The 17,167-nt window shown below is 71.7% G+C and carries 16 protein-coding genes; 10 read left to right on the forward strand and 6 right to left on the reverse strand.

Annotation, left to right across the window (positions count from 1 at the left end; all coding sequences use genetic code 11):
• Nucleotides 1-53: 53 nt before the first annotated feature.
• Both ABZO29_RS24720 and ABZO29_RS24725 read right to left on the reverse strand, forming a co-directional pair.
• The gene (locus ABZO29_RS24720; protein ID WP_367322358.1) at nucleotides 54-1,475 is read right to left on the reverse strand and encodes a zf-HC2 domain-containing protein; all 1,422 of its coding nucleotides are present in this window, start codon (nucleotides 1,473-1,475) and stop codon (nucleotides 54-56) included.
• On the reverse strand, nucleotides 1,472-2,053 hold the full coding sequence (locus ABZO29_RS24725) for an RNA polymerase sigma factor (protein ID WP_367322359.1): 582 nt from the start codon (nucleotides 2,051-2,053) through the stop codon (nucleotides 1,472-1,474). The genes ABZO29_RS24720 and ABZO29_RS24725 overlap by 4 nt, the downstream gene beginning before the upstream one ends.
• 351 nt (nucleotides 2,054-2,404) lie before the next feature.
• On the opposite strand from ABZO29_RS24725, the gene ABZO29_RS24730 reads away from it, so the two are divergent.
• Nucleotides 2,405-2,785 carry an STAS domain-containing protein gene (locus ABZO29_RS24730; RefSeq protein ID WP_367322360.1) on the forward strand — a complete coding sequence of 127 codons (381 nt, stop codon included), beginning with the start codon at nucleotides 2,405-2,407 and terminating at the stop codon, nucleotides 2,783-2,785.
• Here the strand turns inward: ABZO29_RS24730 and ABZO29_RS24735 are convergent.
• Nucleotides 2,754-3,278, reverse strand: a complete 525-nt coding sequence (locus tag ABZO29_RS24735) for a hypothetical protein (RefSeq protein ID WP_367322361.1) — start codon at nucleotides 3,276-3,278, stop codon at nucleotides 2,754-2,756. The genes ABZO29_RS24730 and ABZO29_RS24735 overlap by 32 nt on opposite strands.
• A gap of 156 nt (nucleotides 3,279-3,434) precedes the next feature.
• On the opposite strand from ABZO29_RS24735, the gene ABZO29_RS24740 reads away from it, so the two are divergent.
• Complete coding sequence (locus ABZO29_RS24740) at nucleotides 3,435-3,947, forward strand: EF-hand domain-containing protein (protein WP_367322362.1); 513 nt, start codon at nucleotides 3,435-3,437, stop codon at nucleotides 3,945-3,947.
• A gap of 3 nt (nucleotides 3,948-3,950) precedes the next feature.
• Here the strand turns inward: ABZO29_RS24740 and ABZO29_RS24745 are convergent, their stop codons facing one another.
• Nucleotides 3,951-5,459 (reverse strand): class I adenylate-forming enzyme family protein, encoded by a 1,509-nt coding sequence (locus tag ABZO29_RS24745; protein ID WP_367322363.1) that lies wholly within the window; start codon nucleotides 5,457-5,459, stop codon nucleotides 3,951-3,953.
• A 149-nt stretch (nucleotides 5,460-5,608) separates the two neighbouring features.
• Here ABZO29_RS24745 and ABZO29_RS24750 point away from each other — a divergent pair, with 149 nt between their 5' ends.
• The 4 genes from ABZO29_RS24750 to ABZO29_RS24765 all read left to right on the forward strand — a co-directional run bounded on the left by ABZO29_RS24750 (nucleotide 5,609) and on the right by ABZO29_RS24765 (nucleotide 9,900).
• Nucleotides 5,609-6,811, forward strand: a complete 1,203-nt coding sequence (locus ABZO29_RS24750) for an amidohydrolase family protein (protein WP_367322364.1) — start codon at nucleotides 5,609-5,611, stop codon at nucleotides 6,809-6,811.
• A gap of 5 nt (nucleotides 6,812-6,816) precedes the next feature.
• Nucleotides 6,817-7,971: an acyl-CoA dehydrogenase family protein gene (locus ABZO29_RS24755; protein ID WP_367322365.1), complete on the forward strand. Its 1,155-nt coding sequence runs from the start codon at nucleotides 6,817-6,819 to the stop codon at nucleotides 7,969-7,971.
• A gap of 35 nt (nucleotides 7,972-8,006) precedes the next feature.
• The gene (locus tag ABZO29_RS24760) at nucleotides 8,007-8,870 is read left to right on the forward strand and encodes an acyl-CoA dehydrogenase family protein (RefSeq protein ID WP_367322366.1); all 864 of its coding nucleotides are present in this window, start codon (nucleotides 8,007-8,009) and stop codon (nucleotides 8,868-8,870) included.
• 553 nt (nucleotides 8,871-9,423) lie between these two features.
• Nucleotides 9,424-9,900: an ATP-binding protein gene (locus ABZO29_RS24765; RefSeq protein ID WP_367326231.1), complete on the forward strand. Its 477-nt coding sequence runs from the start codon at nucleotides 9,424-9,426 to the stop codon at nucleotides 9,898-9,900.
• A 374-nt stretch (nucleotides 9,901-10,274) separates the two neighbouring features.
• On the opposite strand, the gene ABZO29_RS24770 is transcribed toward ABZO29_RS24765, so the two are convergent.
• Nucleotides 10,275-11,210 (reverse strand): cyclase family protein, encoded by a 936-nt coding sequence (locus ABZO29_RS24770; protein WP_367322367.1) that lies wholly within the window; start codon nucleotides 11,208-11,210, stop codon nucleotides 10,275-10,277.
• An 86-nt stretch (nucleotides 11,211-11,296) separates the two neighbouring features.
• Here ABZO29_RS24770 and ABZO29_RS24775 point away from each other — a divergent pair, with 86 nt between their 5' ends.
• From ABZO29_RS24775 to ABZO29_RS24785, 3 genes are all read left to right on the forward strand, one after another.
• Nucleotides 11,297-12,208 carry an SDR family oxidoreductase gene (locus tag ABZO29_RS24775; protein ID WP_367322368.1) on the forward strand — a complete coding sequence of 304 codons (912 nt, stop codon included), beginning with the start codon at nucleotides 11,297-11,299 and terminating at the stop codon, nucleotides 12,206-12,208.
• Nucleotides 12,209-12,340: 132 nt separating this feature from the next.
• Nucleotides 12,341-13,489: an acyl-CoA dehydrogenase family protein gene (locus ABZO29_RS24780; protein WP_367322369.1), complete on the forward strand. Its 1,149-nt coding sequence runs from the start codon at nucleotides 12,341-12,343 to the stop codon at nucleotides 13,487-13,489.
• Nucleotides 13,490-13,516: 27 nt separating this feature from the next.
• Nucleotides 13,517-14,566: a Zn-dependent alcohol dehydrogenase gene (locus ABZO29_RS24785; RefSeq protein WP_367322370.1), complete on the forward strand. Its 1,050-nt coding sequence runs from the start codon at nucleotides 13,517-13,519 to the stop codon at nucleotides 14,564-14,566.
• A 159-nt stretch (nucleotides 14,567-14,725) separates the two neighbouring features.
• Here ABZO29_RS24785 and ABZO29_RS24790 read toward each other — a convergent pair whose 3' ends face one another.
• Nucleotides 14,726-15,769, reverse strand: a complete 1,044-nt coding sequence (locus ABZO29_RS24790; RefSeq protein ID WP_367322371.1) for a GlxA family transcriptional regulator — start codon at nucleotides 15,767-15,769, stop codon at nucleotides 14,726-14,728.
• A gap of 71 nt (nucleotides 15,770-15,840) precedes the next feature.
• Between ABZO29_RS24790 and ABZO29_RS24795 the strand changes: the two genes are divergently transcribed.
• Nucleotides 15,841-17,148: an MFS transporter gene (locus ABZO29_RS24795; protein WP_367322372.1), complete on the forward strand. Its 1,308-nt coding sequence runs from the start codon at nucleotides 15,841-15,843 to the stop codon at nucleotides 17,146-17,148.
• Nucleotides 17,149-17,167 lie beyond the last annotated feature (19 nt).

The raw sequence follows: 17,167 nt of genomic DNA on the forward strand, positions 1-17,167 counted from the left end.
GGTGGGTCGCGCAACGGCTCCTGCGGGGTGCCGCCTGCGCCCACCCTCCCCCCTTACATCCGGCTCAGCGACGCCGCTGCGAACAGTACGTCCCTGATCGCCTCCCGGTCCCCTAGCTGGCCGGCGGCGGCATCCTCCGGGGGCACATGGCCCGCGGCCAGCTTGCAGAACTCCACGCCGTCCAACGCGACGTGCGCCACCTCGTGTTCGGCGGAGCCCACCGCGCCGGGTGAGTCCAGCGGGATCAGCCACTCGCCCCCGGCCGGCCCCTCGATCTCCAGCCGCAGGCTGCGGCCGGGCTCCCCGGCCGGGACCAGGTGACGGTGGGCGCCCGGCGACGCCAGCCCGGCACGGCGGCGTGCGGCCAGCGCGTGCGGCAGCATACGGGCGCCCAGATCGATCATCCGGTGCAGATGCCGCGGGGCGGGCGGCGCGTACGGGTAGTCCACCGCCTCCGCGATGTCCTCCGCGTGCACCCAGCACTCGAACGCCCGGTCCAGCAGCGCGTCGTGCAGCGGCAGCTCGAAGTCTCCGTACGACACCGCCGATGCCGACGAGCTCTGGCCCGTGAAGGACACCGTCCGCACGAGGCCGTGGGTCTGCTCCCGCCACGGTGCCCGTACGGAGCGGGTGGGCGGGAAGTGCGAGGTCTCCCAGTACGCCTCCGTGCGCCCGGCCGGGGTCGCAGGCGTGCCCTCGGGGAGATCGCCCAGCGGATCCTCCAGGCCGAGCGCGAGCGCGACCAGCCCGTCGACCGCGAGCAGGTGCGCGATGACCCCGGCGACTGTCGTACGGCGGCTCGTCGCCTCGTCGCCCTGGAACCAGCGCAGCCGCACGGGGGCGTGCCACTCGGCGTCCCCGAAGTCCTGCAGCAGCGCGTCCAGGCGCGCGGACTCGGCATCGTAGGAGGCGGCCCACGCGGGCACCGGGACGCGCGGCGGCCGCCGGTCGAGGCAGCCCTCCAGGACGCGGGTGCGCAGGGCGGGATCGAGGTCGAGGCTCTGGGGGCGCTGCAGCAGGCCGACCGCCTCGCGCAGCCGCCGGGCCTCGTCGGCGCAGGCGCCGCAGCCGCCGAGGTGCTCCTCCACGGCCGCCGCCTCCTCGGGCGAGCAGGCCGCCAGGGCCCACGCGCCGAGCAGTGACTTCAGCACCCGGTGCTCGAGGACCAGTGGGGCCGGGCCGGCGGGATCCACCAGGTCCGCCGCCGCGGGCAGCGGCATCCCGCTGTCCTCGACCGAGGCGCGCGGCATGGGGATGCGGGGCGGGTCGGGCTTCCGGCCGTCGCCGTCCCGGCGGTCGCCGCCCGGGACGTCGGGGCCGCCCGGGTTGTCCGGACCCTCGGCGTCGCTCTCCGGCTCCTCTGCGGAGTTCGGGCCGCCGCCGTCCCCCTGCTCCTGCCCGTCCTTGTCGTACTCCTCGTGTTCGCCGTACTCCTCGTGCTCGTCGTACGCCTCGAACCGGTCCGCTCCGTTCACGCGACACCTCCGTATCCGGGAGGCGCCCCGGGTGCTCCGGCGTCGTGGGCCGTGGACAGCAGTTGCAGGCCGAGACGGAGCCGGCGGCGGGCCTCGTCCTCGGTGACGCCGAGGTCGACGGCGGTCTGGCGGTAGTCGCGGCGCTGGAAGTAGGCCAGTTCAAGGGCGGCGCGCAGCGGGGTCGGCATGGACTGGACGATGTAGTCGGCGCGGGCGGCGACGGACGCGTGCCGCACCCTGCGTTCGAGGTCCTCGGTGGATCCGTGGCCGTCGCGGGCGAGGGCCGCGGTCTCGGTGGCGCGCAGTTGTTGCACGGCGAGGCGGTGGGTCAGCGTGGCGAGCCAGGTGCGCAGGGGCCCCGACTTCGGGTCGTACGTGTCCGGATGCTCCCAGACGTGGGCGAAGACCTCGCGGGTGATGCCGTCGGCGGCCTGTTCGTCTCCGAGCACGCGGTGGGCAAGCGCGTACACGAGCGAAGCGAAGCGGTCGTAGAGCTCGCCGAGGGCGGCTGCCTCACCGCGGGCGAGTCGCTGCTGCATTTTGCGGTCCCAGCGGGGCGGTGCGTCCTTCGTCGCCATGCGGCCCCCTCAGCCTGCCCGTGCCCAAGTCAAGCGTGCTCCCACCGTCTTCTCGAATGTAGTCGGCACCTCCCACGGCGCACGCCCCTTTGTGTCAATGTGCGCCCCCCGGGAGGCGTCAGGTGGTAGTGGACCTTGAGGCACTCGCCCCATGCATCTGTCCGTCGTGTGACGGCGCTTACCCTCCATCTTGCGTTCAGACTCGATCGAACAGGATCGAATGCGACTGAAACAAGCCTCTTTTGAGTTGTTTCCGTTTCTCGGGCGGTGTTTCAGGGAACGGCCGGTGGGCAGCCGCGCTGCAAGGAAGCGTAGGCAAGGCTTCCGTTTGCGTTCCGGCGAGCGAAGGGCATGGTCGTGGCGTTCAACGTGACCAGCGGCGAGCAGGGTGAGTGGGGCGTGCTCCGTGTGTCGGGCGAGCTGGACCTGGTGTCGTCGCCGGTGCTGCGCCAGCGGGTGCACGACGCGGTGGCGGAGGGCCGCCACAGCCTCGTCCTCGACCTCTCCGAGGTCCTGTTCTGCGACTCCAGCGGCGTCGGCGTCCTGGTCGCCGCCCGCCGCCTGATCCGCTCCTGCCAGGGCAGGCTCCGCCTGATCCTCCCGGCCGAGGGCGCGGCCGAGGGCTCCTACGTCAACCGCGTCCTGGGCGCGCTCGGCGTCCGCCGGCTGTTCGACGTGTACGCGGACCTCGACGAGGCGGTCACGGAGGAGGCGGGACCGCTGTCGGCGTAGGGTCAGGGCCTGCCCTGGTCCAGCCTTGGTCCAGCATGCCCTTCGCCGTGGTCACGAACTCGGTGACGAGAGTCCGCGTGGTGTCACGGCGCTCGTCCAGTTCGGCGCGGTCGGCCGCCTTGTGGACCTGGTCGATCTGCCACAGGGCCTGCCACGTCCGCTCCACGAGGGTTTCGTCCGGTGCCAGCATCTGTACCCGGAACAGTGCCTCGTTGGCCACGGACCGCAGGTCGTAGCCCTGCATCCGGGCCTGCGTGATCTCCTCCTGCGACCGCCCCTCGTGCTCGCAGAACCAGCGGTGCACCAGGGCCCGGCGGTAGTTGACGAGTGCCGCCGCATACGCGCAGTACGCGTCGAGCCGCTCCTGCCTGAGCTTCTCGTCGCGCATGAACCGTTCCGTCCGTGCGGCCGCACGCGACTGGAAGCCGTGGGTCACCCCCGCACCGAGCAGGGTCCCCAGTACCGCTATGACACTCGCCGCCACCGCTTCCACGCCCCACAGTGGATCACATCACGGCTGTGCCACACGGTTGTCCCAAAATTCCCCCGGTCTTGGTGCAACCGCCGCTTTCCCGCTCCCGGACGGCGTCCGGCGTCGTACGCTCCGTGCGAGATGCACCCGACGTGACGTAAGGCGGCCCAAAAAGACATGGTCAGCACCGAGTACGAGCGGAGGATCGCCGCCCGGTTCGCCACCTTCGACCAGGACGGCAACGGCTACATCGACCGGGAGGACTTCAGCGCGGCGGCCAAGGCGCTGCTCGCCGAGTTCGGCACGGCTGCCCGGTCGGACAAGGGGCAGGCCCTGTATGCGGGTGCCGAGGCCTTCTGGCAGGGCATGGCGGGGATCGCGGACCGGGACGGCGACCAGCGCATCACCCGCGAGGAGTTCGTGACCGGCGCGGTCAAGCGCCTGCGCGACAACCCCGAGCGGTTCGCCGAGATCGCCCGCCCCTTCCTGCACGCGGCTCTGGACGTCGCGGACACGGACGGCGACGGGGCGGCCACGGTCGCGGACACCGCGCGCATCCTCAGGAACCTGGGCGTGAGCGAGGACGTCGCCCTCGCGGCGGCCACCGCGCTCGACTCCGACGGCGACGGCAAGGTGGGCGAGGCCGCGATCGTGCCCGCGTTCGCCCGCTGGTTCACCGTACCCGAGTAGCCGCTACCGCTCCGCGCCCGAATAGCGTTCGCGGAGCTTGTACTTGAGCACCTTCCGCAGGGTCTCGTTGCGCGGAAGGGCGTCCACCACCTCCAGCTGCTCCGGCAGCTTGTGCACCGACAGCCCTTCCCCGCGCAGATACGACGTCACCGCCTCCAGGGTCAGCTCCCCGGCGCCGGCGGGCTGTTCGACCACCGCGCACACCCGCTCCCCGCGCTCGGCGTCCGGCAGCCCTATGACCGCCACGTCCGCGACGCCCGGGTGCCGGTGCAGCAGGTCCTCGATCTCCTTCGCCGAGATGTTTTCGCCCTTGCGGATGATCACGTCCTTGAGGCGGCCGGTGAGCACCAGATGCCCGCTCTCCGTCACATGCCCGAGGTCACCGGTGCGCAGGAACCCCTCCTCGTCGAAGGCCTCCGCCGTCTGCGCCGGATCCAGATACCCCTGACAGACGGCCTCCCCCTTCAACCGCACCTCCCCGTCGACGATCCGTATCTCCATCCCGTCCGGCGGCCGCCCCTCCGTCGTCGCCAGGTTCTCCGCCGTGTCGTCCGGCGAGCCCATCGTGATCATCGGCACCTCGGTCATGCCGTACCCGTGGGTGAGCTGCACGCCCATCTCCCGTACGACGCAGTGGTAGACCTCGGGCGGCTTGGGCGCCCCGCCGCCCGCGAGCAGCCGCAGCGTCGGGATGACCTTCCGGCCGGGCTGTTTGCGCTGCTCGGCCAGGAACATCGAGTAGAAGGCGGTCGACCCGCCCGCCACCGTCACCCCGTGCTTGCGGTAGCCCTCCAGCGCGTCCGGCAGCGCGAACTGCTCGAACATCACCGCGGGGAAGCCGTACAGCAGCAGCATCACCGTGTAGTCGGGCCCGGCGATGTGGGCGTACGGGAAGGCCATGGAGCCCACGTCGGCGGCGGACAGGTGCAGCGCGTGGGCGAGGCAGGAGCCCCCCGCGATCAGTGAACGGTCCGTGTGCAGGACGCCCTTGGGGTCGGAGGTCGTGCCCGAGGTCCAGTAGATCCAGCGGACGGAGGTGCCTTCGGCGGGCGGGGCGGGCAGCACGGCCGGGTCGCCCTCCGGGAGGCCGTCGTACGCCTCGAAGATCCCCTTGGCGCCGAGCCGCCGTGCCATCGCCGTGTGGTCGAAGCCGCGCCAGGTCCCCGGCACCGCGAAGAACTCCGCCCGGGACTCGCGCAGGGCGAAGCCGACCTCCCGGTCCCGGTAGAAGGGGATGACCGGTGTCTGCACGGCACCCAGGCGGGCCAGCGCGAAGGAGAGCACGGCCGTCTCGAGGCGGGTGGGCAGCTGCCAGGCGACGACCGTTTTGGGGCGTACGCCCATGCCGTACAGCCCGGCGGCCACCCGCTCGGCGCGGTCGCGCAGTTCACCGAAGGTCAGGGAGCGGTCCTCCTGGAGGAGGACGGGGCGGTCCGGGGTGAGGTCGGCACGGCGGGCGGCCAGCTCCCAGAGGGTGCGGGACTCGCTCAGCGTGTGGGCGGTGTCGTTCACGGCGGCCCCCTTGTCAACTGACGGATAGTCAGATCGTGGGCAGAGCGTAGGGCTCCGCGCCTTGTCGGTCCAGGGGTGCGCGGCTAGCCTGCTGGGCATAACGGAATCTGACGACCCATCAGATAACAGCGGTCAGGCGGAGGGGATCCATGACGGAGACGACCGAACTGCCCCGCATCATCAGCGTCGACGACCACGTGATCGAGCCCGCGCACCTCTTCGAGACCTGGCTGCCCAGGAAGTACCGGGACCGCGGTCCCAAGCCCCTGACGGCCGGCATCGGCGAGCTCGCCTACGTCGGCGGGAAGTACCGCATCACCATGGACCCGGACGGCCCGCCCACCGACTGGTGGATCTACGAGGACCTGCAGTTCCCGTACAAGCGCAACATCGCCGCCGTCGGCTTCGACCGCGACGAGATGACCCTGGAGGGCATCACCCGCGCGGAGATGCGGCGCGGCTGCTGGGACCCGGTCGAGCGGCTGAAGGACATGGACCTCAACCACGTCGAGGGCAGCCTCTGCTTCCCGACCTTCCCCCGCTTCTGCGGGCAGACCTTCGCCGAGGCGCACGACAAGGAGGTCGCGCTGGCCTGCGTGCGCGCCTACAACGACTGGATGGTCGAGGAGTGGTGCGGCGACAGCGGCGGGCGGCTCATCCCGCTGTGCCTGATCCCGCTGTGGGACATCGACCTGGCGGTGGCGGAGATCCGGCGCAACGCGGCCCGCGGGGTGCGGGCGGTGACCTTCTCCGAGATCCCCACCCACCTGGGGCTGCCGTCCATCCACTCCGGCCACTGGGACCCGTTCTTCGCGGTCTGCGAGGAAACGGGGACGGTCGTCAACATGCACATCGGCTCGTCCTCGCAGATGCCGGCGGCCTCCCCGGACGCCCCGCCCGCCGTCCAGGCGTCGCTGAGCTTCAACAACGCCATGGCCTCGATGATGGACTTCCTCTTCAGCGGCGTGCTGGTCAAGTTCCCGGCCCTCAAACTCGCCTACTCCGAGGGGCAGATGGGCTGGATCCCGTACGCCCTGGAGCGCGCCGACGACGTCTGGGAGGAGCACCGCGCCTGGGGCGGCGTCCGCGACCTGATCCCGGAGCCCCCTTCGACGTACTACTACCGGCAGATCTTCTGCTGCTTCTTCCGCGACAAGCACGGCGTGGCGTCCCTCGACGTGGTGGGCAGGGACAACGCGACCTTCGAGACCGACTACCCGCACGTCGACTCGACCTTCCCGCACACCAAGCAGGTCGCCCTCGACCATGTGAAGGGCCTGGACGAGCAGACGGTCCACAAGCTGATGCGGGGCAACGCGATCCGCATGCTGGGCCTGGACCTCGACAAGTAGCCGCCATGGACCTGTCCTGTACGCCCGAGGAGGAGCAGTTCCGGGCGAGGCTGCGGCAGTGGCTGGGCGACGTGCTCCCGACACTGCCGCCGAAGCCGTCCCCCGACGACTGGCCCGCCCGCCGCGTCTACGACCTCGGCTGGCAGCGCCTGCTGTACGACGCCGGGTACGCGGGGCTGCACTGGCCCGCCGACGCCGGCGGGCGGGGCGCCACCCCCACCCAGCACCTGATCTTCCTGGAGGAGACGGAGCGGGCGGGCGCACCCTACGTGGGCGCGGGCTTCGTCGGGCTGCTGCACGCGGGGCCCACGATCGCCGCCGAGGGGAGCGCGGAGCAGCGGGCACGCTGGCTGCCGCCGATCCTGCGCGGCGAGCAGGTCTGGTGCCAGGGCTTCAGTGAGCCGGACGCGGGGTCCGACCTCGCGGCGCTGCGCACGCGCGCGTGGCGGGACGGCGACGACTACGTGGTGAGCGGCTCCAAGATCTGGACCTCGCACGCCGAGGTCGCCGACTGGTGCGAACTACTGGTCCGTACGGACCCGTCCGCGCCCAAGCACCGCGGCATCACCTGGCTGGCCATGCCCATGGACGCGCCGGGCATCACCGTACGGCCGCTGAGGACCCTCGCCGGATCGGCCGAGTTCGCCGAGGTGTTCCTCGACGAGGTGCGGGTGCCGGTCGCCAACCGGGTGGGGGAGGAGAACGACGGCTGGCGGGTCACGATGGTGACGCTGTCCTTCGAGCGCGGTACGGCGTTCGTGGGCGAGGTGGTGGCCTGCCGGCGTGTGCTCGGCGAACTGGCGCGCGAGGCGCGGAAGAACGGACGCTGGGACGATCCGCTGTTACGGCGGCGGCTCGGCCGGCTGAACGCCGAGTTCCGTGCGCTGTGGCGGCTGACGCAGTGGAACGTGAGCGAGGCGGAGGCCTCGGGCGGGGTGCCGGGCGTCGGCGGCTCGGTGTTCAAACTGAGGTACTCGCACGCGCGTCAGGAGCTGTACGACGCCGCGGCCTGCGTCCTGGGCGACGAGGCCCTCGACCTCGACCGGCCGTGGGTGCTCGACCGGCTGTCCTCCCTGTCGTACACCATCGCGGCGGGCACCTCGCAGATCCAGCGCGACATCGTGGCCGAGCGGATCCTGGGGCTGCCGAAGGGGCGGTGACCATTCGGAATGCGAAACGGCGGTGACGTTGCGGCATGCGTTTCCAACTGACCAAGGACCAGCGGGCGTTGCGGGACGGAGTACGGCAGCTGCTGGCGCGTCGCTTCGACCGCGAGGCCCTGCGCACGGCCGTGCAGCGGCCGGGGCTCGACCGGGCGCTGTGGCGGGAGCTGGGGGAGGTGGGGTTCTTCGCGCTGCGGCTGCCGGAGACGGACGGCGGGGTTGGACTCGGGCTGCCCGAGGCGGTCCTGGCCTTCGAGGAGGCGGGCCGGGCGCTGCTGCCGGGGCCGTTGGTGGCCACGCACCTCGCGGCCGGCACGGTGCCGGGGGCGGCCACCGGGGAGACGGTCGTGGCGGCCGTCTCCGGTGGGCTCGTGGAGTGGCTGACCGAGGCGGACGTGGTCGTAGGGGACGCCTCCGGTGCCGTACCGCTGCGGTCGGTGGACCCGCTGACACCCCTGCACCGGGTGCCCGCCGCGGCAGCACCGGATCCCGTAGCCGTCCTCCTCACCGCCGCCGAACAGCTCGGCACGGCCACACGCGCGTGTGACCTGGCGGTGCAACACGCCCGGGTGCGCGAGCAGTTCGGACAGCCCGTCGGGGCCTTCCAGGCGGTCAAGCACCTGTGCGCGGAGCTGCTGGTACGCGTGGAGGTCGCCCGAGCGGCGGTGTACGCGGCCGCCGTCACCGCCGACCCGGCCGACATCGCCGCGGCCCGGCTGCTCGCCGACGAGGCCGCCGTGCGCGGCGCGCGCGACTGCCTGCAGGTGCACGGCGGCATGGGCTTCACCTGGGAATCCGAGGTGCACCTGCTTCTCAAGCGGGCGTGGGTGCGGACGCGACGTGCGGGTGCCGACACGGAGAGTGAGGAACTTCTGGCGGCGGAGCTGATGGCCTGAGGGTGCGAAAGGTCGCTGCGCTGCGGCGTCCCGGAAGCTCTCGGGAACGATGTCACGGATCGTGGCATACCGGAATCACGGAGCGTCGATACCGGCTTGTGTCCTGCGGATGACTCGTCACGGCCCGGAGTCGCCCTTCCCCTCCGGTACCTTGTGTGGGATGCGAGTGGTTCCGAGGACGAGCCATGCCGGTGTTGCCCCAGGGGCGGCGCCGGGTCCGGTGGTGCGCGCCCCAGCTCGCAGGTCGGAAGCGGCTTCGACCCCCACCTGTTCGACTCCCCCCGATGAGCGTCGCACAGTATGCCGCACGGGTACTCCTTCGCGTTGGAATATGCCCGAAGCTCTTGTTGGGGTGACTGTACGTCAACCATGCTTTCCCGTAAGGGACTCACGTTCCGTGACCCGGCTTCTGGTCGTTGTTCTGGTCATGCAGAAAATGGTTACGATCGTGGCCCTCGTCCCAGCCCTCGTCATGGCGCTCGTCGTGGCGCTCGCATGCCGCGAGGTCATGTGTCCGCCGGTTCGGATGGTGTGAGCGGTGCAGGTGCTTCAAGTGCAGCTGGAGATCCGGCCCGACCCCGCTGAGGTGGGGCGCGCCCGGCGGTGGGCCCGCTCGAGGCTCGCCGGGTCCGGGATACAGGCCGACGAGCCGCTCGCCGAGACCCTGATCCTGCTCGTCTCCGAGCTGGTCACCAACGCCGTGGTACACACCGGCTGTCCGGCCGTGCTGCGGCTGTCCCTGCCCGGTGTGACGGCCGCCGAGTCGGCAACCGAGTCGGCCACCGTCCGCCTGGAGGTGGCCGACACCAGCGACCGGGTCCCCGTGCCCCGGTGCGCGGACGGCGACGCCACAGGCGGGCGCGGACTGGCCCTGGTCGACGGCCTCGCCGACCGCTGGGGCTGGAGCCGGGAGGGCGCCGGCAAGCGCATCTGGTGCGAACTGGACCGCTGCGACCGGCCCGAGGAGCCGGCGGCGGGCTGCGGCGGTGCCGTCTCGGCGTACGAGGGTCTGGCGTACGAGGCGGTGTGACCGGCGCACGGGGTGCGGGGAGGGCCTGAACTCCCATGGATGCGTCGCATGGACGCAGAAAGCGCTGTCTCCCCTGGTGGGCCGTGGATCTGTGCGCCCGGCGTGCTTCCGCGTGCGCCTGCGGCAAACAGGGCGTAAGTAATAAATCCCCGATCGGGTGTTGACGTGGTGTGCCCGTTTGATCACGCTTGTGGTTCAGCGATTCGCCGTGAGGGGACGGCAAGGGCTTCGGTGACGGAAGCCCTCGGCGAGTGCGGGTCGTTGGTTCGGCGTCGGATCCCTCAGGGCCGAAGGGGATCCGATGAGCCGGAGTCGGATGGCGGCGCGCGGTGCCGTGCTCGGGGGCAGGTAGCGGCGCGCCGTCAGCCGGGCTCTCACAGAACCGCCACGGGGGCGACCGGAGTTCCCGTGCCGCCGACGAACGGCTCGGGCATCGCCGACAGCAGGAAGGCGTAGCGGCCCGTTTCTCCACAGGCTGTGGACAACTCTTCGAGATTCCAGTTCTGGCCCTGCATCATGCCCATTTCCACCAGGTCGAGCGCGTGCACGGGCAGCCACAGATCCTCGATCTCGGGCGGAAATATCTCGAAGGTGAGGGTGTCGTTCGCGACGGCCGCCACATCGCGCGCGTGGAACCACTCCGGCGTACGCAGCGACAGCCCCGGCGACGGATAGCCGTACCCGTGCTTGTCGCCGGCGAGACAGACCTGGATCTGCCCGGTCCGCACGAGCACGACGTCACCGGCACGCACGCGCGTCCCGGCGAGTTCCTCGGCGGCGTCGAGATCCTCGGGCGTGACGGCATGGCCCCCGTCGAGCCGTTCCACGCCGTGCACGCGCGCGACGTCCAGCAGCACCCCGCGCGAGACGATGTGCAGCGCCTTGTCGATGCCGCTGAACTCGGCGCCGCCGTGCGCGGTGATGGTGTGGGCCGGGCGCCCGTTGTAGAGCTTTCCCGAGTGCGAGACATGGGCCAGCGCGTCCCAGTGGGTGGCCGCCTGCAGCCCCATGGTCACGGCGTCGTCGCTGCACGCCACCGTCCCCGGCCCGAAGATCTCCTGGTTGATCTGCACCATCGCGTGCAGGGGGTTGACCCGCCCCGGGATCATCCCGGTCTGCACGCCGTCCTCCTCGAGGGGCAGGGCGAGCGGAACACGGCGGCCGCTGCGGACGGTCGCCGCGGCCTCGCGCACGACCTCGTCGGTGATCAGGTTGAGCGTCCCGATCTCGTCGTCCGCACCCCAGCGTCCCCAGTTGCTGACGCGCTTGGCGATGTCGTGGAACTCGGGATGGAGCGTCGGCAGTGACATCCGGTGCCTCCCCGGGGCTTGTCCTGGCCCGTCTGACGGGACATAGAATCTAACGATCCGTCAGAAACCGCGGGAAGGGGCCGGGCGTGGGGAACTTCTTGGCAGGCAAGGTCGTCGCCGTGACGGGCGCCGGGCGGGGGATCGGCCGGGCGGTGGCGCTCGCGGCGGCGGCGGAGGGCGCGCGGGTCGTCGTCAACGACTACGGCGTGTCCGTGGACGGGGCCTCACCGGCCGGCGAGGTCGCCGACACCGTGGTCAAGGAGATCGAGGCGGCGGGCGGCGAGGCGGTCGCGGTGGCCGACGACATCTCCACGATGGCGGGCGGACAGCGGGTCGTCGACACGGCGCTGTCGTCGTACGGCCGGCTCGACGGAGTGGTGTGCGTGGCCGGGATCCTGCGCGAACGGATGCTGTTCAACATGTCCGAGGAGGAGTGGGACCCGGTGGTGGCGACCCACCTGAAAGGCACGTTCACGGTGTTCCGCGCGGCATCGGCGGTGATGCGGGGGCAGCGCTCCGGCACGCTGATCGGCTTCACCAGCGGCAACCACCAGGGGTCGGTCTCGCAGGCCAACTACAGCGCGGCGAAGGGCGGGATCATCTCGCTCGTCCGCAGCGCCGCGCTGGGCCTGCACAAGTACGGGGTGACCGCCAACGCGGTGGCGCCGGTCGCGCGGACGCGGATGTCGGCGAACGTGCCCGTGGAGCTCAAGGAGATCGGCGAGCCGGAGGATGTGGCCGCGCTGGTGGTGTACCTGCTCTCCGACAGTGCGAGGGAGCAGGGGATCACCGGGCAGGTGTACACGATCGCCGGCCCCAAGATCGCGGTCTGGGCCCAGCCGAGGGAGTTGCGGGCCGCGTACGCCTCCGGCGGGTGGACGCCGGAACAGATCGCGGAGTTTCTGCCGGGGAGTGTGGGGGTGGATCCGATGCCGTTGCTTGTGCAGTTGGAGGAGATGTCGCGAGCCGCCCAGCGGGGGGAGCGGCCCAACGCCTGATAGCTCGGGGGGATGCGTTGTGTGGCGGCTGCGGGTTCGTCGTGGTTTGTCGCGCCCACGCGGCGGAGCCGCAAATCGATGCAGCCCCGCGCCCCTGGGGTGGCTGATGTGACCGGTGCTTGAGGAGGCCCCGTGGATTTTGGATTCGCCGCCGAGGACGAGGCGTTCCGGTCAGAAGCGAGGGCGTGGCTGGCCGCACATGCCAACGACGCTCAAGACCGCCGCGCCTGGGAGCGCACCCTCGGTAAAGCCGGCTGGATCGGGCTCGGCTGGAGCGAAGGCGGGTACGGCAACCGGACCGCCACGCTCACCCAGCAGGTCGCCTGGGCCGAGGAGTACGCCCGTTCGCCCGCGCCCCCGCGCTCCGGCCACATCGGGGAGAACCTCCTCGCCCCCACCCTCCTCGCCCACGGCACCGAACAGCAGAAGGCCCGCTTTCTGCCCCCGATCGCCGCCGGCGACGAACTCTGGTGCCAGGGCTACAGCGAGCCGGGCGCGGGCTCGGACCTGGCCGGCGTGCGCACCGCGGCCGTGCGCGAGCCGCAGGGGCCGTACTACCGGATCACGGGTCAGAAGATCTGGACGTCGCTCGCACACGAGGCGGAGTGGTGCTTCGTGCTGGCCCGCACCGAGCCCGGCTCCCGCCGCCACCACGGTCTGAGCTTCCTGCTCGTCCCCATGGACCAGCCGGGCCGGATCGAGGTCCGCCCCATCCGCCAGATGACCGGCACCAGCGACTTCAACGAGGTCTTCTTCGACGGTGCACGCGCGCGCGTGGAGCACGTCGTCGGCGGCGAGGGCGACGGCTGGCGTGTGGCGATGAGCCTGCTCGGCTTCGAGCGGGGGGTCTCGACGCTCGCCCAGCAGATCGGTTTCGCCGAGGAGCTGGGGCGGGTGCTGCGTACGGCCGTCGAGACGGGCGCGGTCGCCGATCCCGTCGTACGCGACCGGCTCGTCCGCCAGTGGGCCGAGCTGCGCACGATGCGCTGGAACGCCCTGCGCACGCTGGGGAGTTCCGGTGGGCCGGGCGCGCCCAGCGTGGCCAAGCTCCTGTGGGCCGGCTGGCACCAGCGGCTGGGTGAGCTGGCGACGCAGGTGCGCGGGGCGGCGGCGGGGGCGGGTCCGTCGGACTGGTCGCCGTCCGCGCCGTACGAACTCGACGCCCTGCAGCACCTGTTCCTGTTCTCCCGGGCCGACACGATCTACGGCGGCTCGGACCAGGTCCAGCGCACGATCATCGCCGAGCGCGTGCTCGGTCTGCCCAAGGAAGCCAGGGGATAGAAGCCAGGGGACAGAGGAGTCGCCGTGATGCGAGGCGTGGTGTTCGACGGCAGGCGGATCGAGGTCGTGGACGATCTGGTCGTACGCGATCCGGGGCCCGGAGAAGTGCAGGTGGCGATCTCCGCTGCGGGGCTGTGCCACAGCGATCTGTCGGTCGTCGACGGGACGATTCCCTTCCCCGTGCCCGTGGTGCTCGGGCACGAGGGGGCAGGGGTCGTGGAGGCGGTGGGCGCGGGCGTCACGCATGTGGCACCCGGGGACCACGTCTCGCTGTCCACGCTCGCGAACTGCGGTACGTGTGCGCAGTGCGGGCGCGGCCGGCCGACGATGTGCCCGCAGGCCATCGGCCGCCCGGGACAGCCCTTCTCACAGGGGGGCGGCCCGGTGTACCAGTTCGCCTCCAACTCGGCCTTCGCGGAACGCACGGTGGTGAAGGCCGTGCAGGCCGTCCGCATCCCGAAGGACATCCCCATGCCGTCCGCCGCGCTCATCGGATGCGGCGTGCTGACGGGCGTCGGGGCGGTGCTCAACCGCGCGCGCGTGGACCGCGGGGACAGCGTCCTGGTCATCGGCACCGGCGGGATCGGCCTCAACGTCCTCCAGGGCGCGCGGATCGCGGGCGCCCTGCGGATCGTGGCCGTCGACGCCAATCCGGCGAAGGAGGAGGTGGCGCGGCGGTTCGGGGCGACGGACTTCCTGACGTCCACGGAGGGGGTGCGGGACCTCCTGCCCACGGGCGTGGACCACGCCTTCGAGTGCGTCGGACGCGTCGAACTCGTCCGCGAGGCCGTCGACCTGCTGGACCGCCACGGCCAGGCGGTGCTTCTGGGCGTGCCGCCAGCGACGGCCGAGGCGTCCTTCCGCGTCTCCTCCATGTACCTGGACAAGTCCATCCTGGGCTGCCGCTACGGCTCGTCGCGCCCGCAGCGGGACATCGCCCTCTACGCCGACCTGTACCGGCAGGGCCGCCTGCTGCTCGACGAGTTGGTGACGGAGACGTATCCGGTCGAGGACTTCGAGAAGGCGGCGGCGGACGCGGCGGCGGGGCGGGTGGCCAGGGGAGTGCTGACGTTCTGAGCGAGTCCGCGCTCGCGGGAGTTGTCCACAGGCCCGGGAAAACCCGTGAGTCGTTGTCGGTGCCGCCCCCCACCGTCGTCGCATGAGCCACCGCGACGTCGCCTCCAAACGGGTCCTGGCCTGGGCCTGTGTGTCCATCGGCGCCCGTATGCCGGTGGTTCAGCGCAGGGCGGCGTCCACGCCGTCGTGGCCCCCGGAGCGGCCGCTCTCGGAGACGCCCCCGGCCCGGAAGGTCCGCCGATAGGCGGTCGGCGTGACACCGAGCGCGGCCTGTAGGTGCTGCCGCATCGACTGGGCCGTGCCGAAACCCGCGTCCCGGGCGACCTGGTCGACGGAGAGCTCGGTGGACTCCAGCAGATGCCGGGCCCGTTCGACGCGCTGCTGGGTGAGCCACTGGCCGGGGCTGATGCCGGTCTCCTCGCGGAAGCGGCGCGTGAAGGTGCGTACGGACATGGCCTCCTGTGCGGCCATGTCGCGCAGCTGGATCGGCTCGTCCAGGCGGCCGAGCGCCCATACGCGCGCCGCGGTCGTGGTCGACTGCTGCGGGTCGGGCACGGGCCGCTGGATGTACTGCGCCTGCCCGCCGTCGCGGTGCGGCGGTACGACCGTGCGGCGGGCCACCTCGTTGGCGACCGCCGTGCCGTGGTCGCGGCGGACGATGTGCAGGCACAGGTCGATGCCGGCCGCGACGCCCGCGGAGGTCAGTACGTCGCCGTCGTCGATGAACAGGACGTCCGCGTCGACCTTGATCTGCGGGAACAGCCGCTGGAAGTGCTCGGCGTCGGCCCAGTGCGTGGTGGCGGGGCGGCCGTCGAGACGGCCGGCGGCGGCGAGGACGTACACGCCGGTGCAGATGGAGGCGAGCCGGGTGCCGGGCCGGATGTGCGCGAGCGCGGCTGCCAGCTCGTCGGTGAGCACCCCCTCGTCGAAGAGCGGGCCGAGCTCGTAGGACGCCGGGACGATGACGGTGTCGGCGGTGGCGAGGGCCTCCGGGCCGTGCTGGACGTGGATGGCGAAGTCGGCGTCGGTCTCGACGGGGCCCGGCGGGCGGACCGAGCAGGTCACGACCTCGTACAGATGCCGTCCCCGGGCGTCCTTCGGGCGCCCGAAGATGCGGTGCGGGATGCCCAGCTCGAAGGGGAGCAGGCCGTCGAGGGCGAGGACGACTACGCGGTGCGGGCGGAAGTCTGTGGCCGAGTCCATGGCCCGATCCTAACGAATGCTGTCCTTCGGGCCACTCGTTCGGGAGGAGCCCATATCGGAAGCTTCATGGCGTGACCCAGACAACCGAAGCCGCCGCAGTCGTCGAGTCCCCCAGGCGTAAGCCGTCGTCTCGTATCCACCGGGCGTGGTTCGTCGCCGCCGTCACCTTCGTGACGATCATCGGCGCGGCCGCCTTCCGTTCCCTGCCCGGACTGCTCATCGACCCGCTGCACCAGGACTTCGGCTGGTCGCGCGGCACGATCGGGGCCGCGGTCTCGATCAACCTCGCGCTGTACGGCCTCACCGCCCCCTTCGCGGCGGCGCTGATGGACCGCTTCGGCATCCGCCGGGTGGTCGCCGTGGCGCTGACCGTGATCGCGGTCGGCTCGGGCCTGACCGTGTGGATGACGGCGGCCTGGCAGCTACTGCTGTGCTGGGGCCTGCTGGTCGGTCTGGGGTCGGGCTCGATGGCCCTGGCCTTCGCCGCGACGGTCACCAACCGCTGGTTCACCGAGCGCCGCGGCCTGGTCAGCGGCATCCTCACCGCCGCGTCCGCCTCCGGCCAGCTGATCTTCCTGCCGCTGCTGTCCTGGATGGTGTCGCGGTACGACTGGCGGCCGGCGGCCGTGACGGTGGCCCTCGCGGCCCTCGCCGTCGTGCCCTTCGTCTGGCTGCTGCTGCGCGACCACCCGGCGGACGTGGGCCTGAAGCCCTACGGCGCGCAGGAGTTCGTACCGAAGCCGGCCCCTGTCCCGGGCGCCGCCCGCCGCGCCGTGACGGTCCTCCTCTCGGCGGTCCGCACCGGCCCCTTCTGGCTGCTGGCCGGCACCTTCGCGATCTGCGGCGCCTCCACGAACGGCCTGATCCAGACCCACTTCGTGCCCGCCGCCCACGACCACGGCATGCCCATCACGGCGGCGGCCTCGCTGCTCGCGGTGATCGGCGTGTTCGACGTCGTCGGCACGATCGCTTCCGGCTGGTTCACCGACCGCTTCGAACCGCGCCGCCTGCTGGCGGTGTACTACGCGCTGCGGGGCATCTCGTTGCTGTTCCTCCCGATGCTGCTGGCCCCGAGCGTCCACCCGCCGATGATCTTCTTCATCGTCTTCTACGGCCTCGACTGGGTCGCCACCGTGCCGCCCACCCTGGCCCTGTGCCGCGAGCAGTACGGCGACGACAGCGCGATCGTCTTCGGCTGGGTCCTCGCCTCCCACCAGGTCGGCGCGGCGCTGGTCGCCTTCCTGGGCGGTGTCGCACGGGACGTCTTCGGGTCGTACGACGTGGTCTGGTACGCGTCGGGCGCCCTCTGCGCCGCGGCGGCGCTGATGGCACTGGTGATCCGGCGCCGGCCCGCCTCCGTCCATGTGGCTTTGGCCTAGAGGACGGTAGGCGCGCCCT

Origin of the sequence: Streptomyces sp. HUAS ZL42 (assembly GCF_040782645.1) — a bacterium.
GTDB lineage: Bacteria > Actinomycetota > Actinomycetes > Streptomycetales > Streptomycetaceae > Streptomyces.

Excerpts from the sequence above, each read along its gene's own strand:
- ABZO29_RS24725 (WP_367322359.1), bottom strand. The coding sequence starts at position 2,053 with ATGGCGACGAAGGACGCACCGCCCCGCTGGGACCGCAAAATGCAGCAG.
- ABZO29_RS24730 (WP_367322360.1), top strand. The coding sequence starts at position 2,405 with ATGGTCGTGGCGTTCAACGTGACCAGCGGCGAGCAGGGTGAGTGGGGC.
- ABZO29_RS24740 (WP_367322362.1), top strand. The coding sequence starts at position 3,435 with ATGGTCAGCACCGAGTACGAGCGGAGGATCGCCGCCCGGTTCGCCACC.
- ABZO29_RS24750 (WP_367322364.1), top strand. The coding sequence starts at position 5,609 with ATGACGGAGACGACCGAACTGCCCCGCATCATCAGCGTCGACGACCAC.
- ABZO29_RS24755 (WP_367322365.1), top strand. The coding sequence starts at position 6,817 with ATGGACCTGTCCTGTACGCCCGAGGAGGAGCAGTTCCGGGCGAGGCTG.
- ABZO29_RS24760 (WP_367322366.1), top strand. The coding sequence starts at position 8,007 with ATGCGTTTCCAACTGACCAAGGACCAGCGGGCGTTGCGGGACGGAGTA.
- ABZO29_RS24770 (WP_367322367.1), bottom strand. The coding sequence starts at position 11,210 with ATGTCACTGCCGACGCTCCATCCCGAGTTCCACGACATCGCCAAGCGC.
- ABZO29_RS24785 (WP_367322370.1), top strand. The coding sequence starts at position 13,517 with ATGCGAGGCGTGGTGTTCGACGGCAGGCGGATCGAGGTCGTGGACGAT.
- ABZO29_RS24790 (WP_367322371.1), bottom strand. The coding sequence starts at position 15,769 with ATGGACTCGGCCACAGACTTCCGCCCGCACCGCGTAGTCGTCCTCGCC.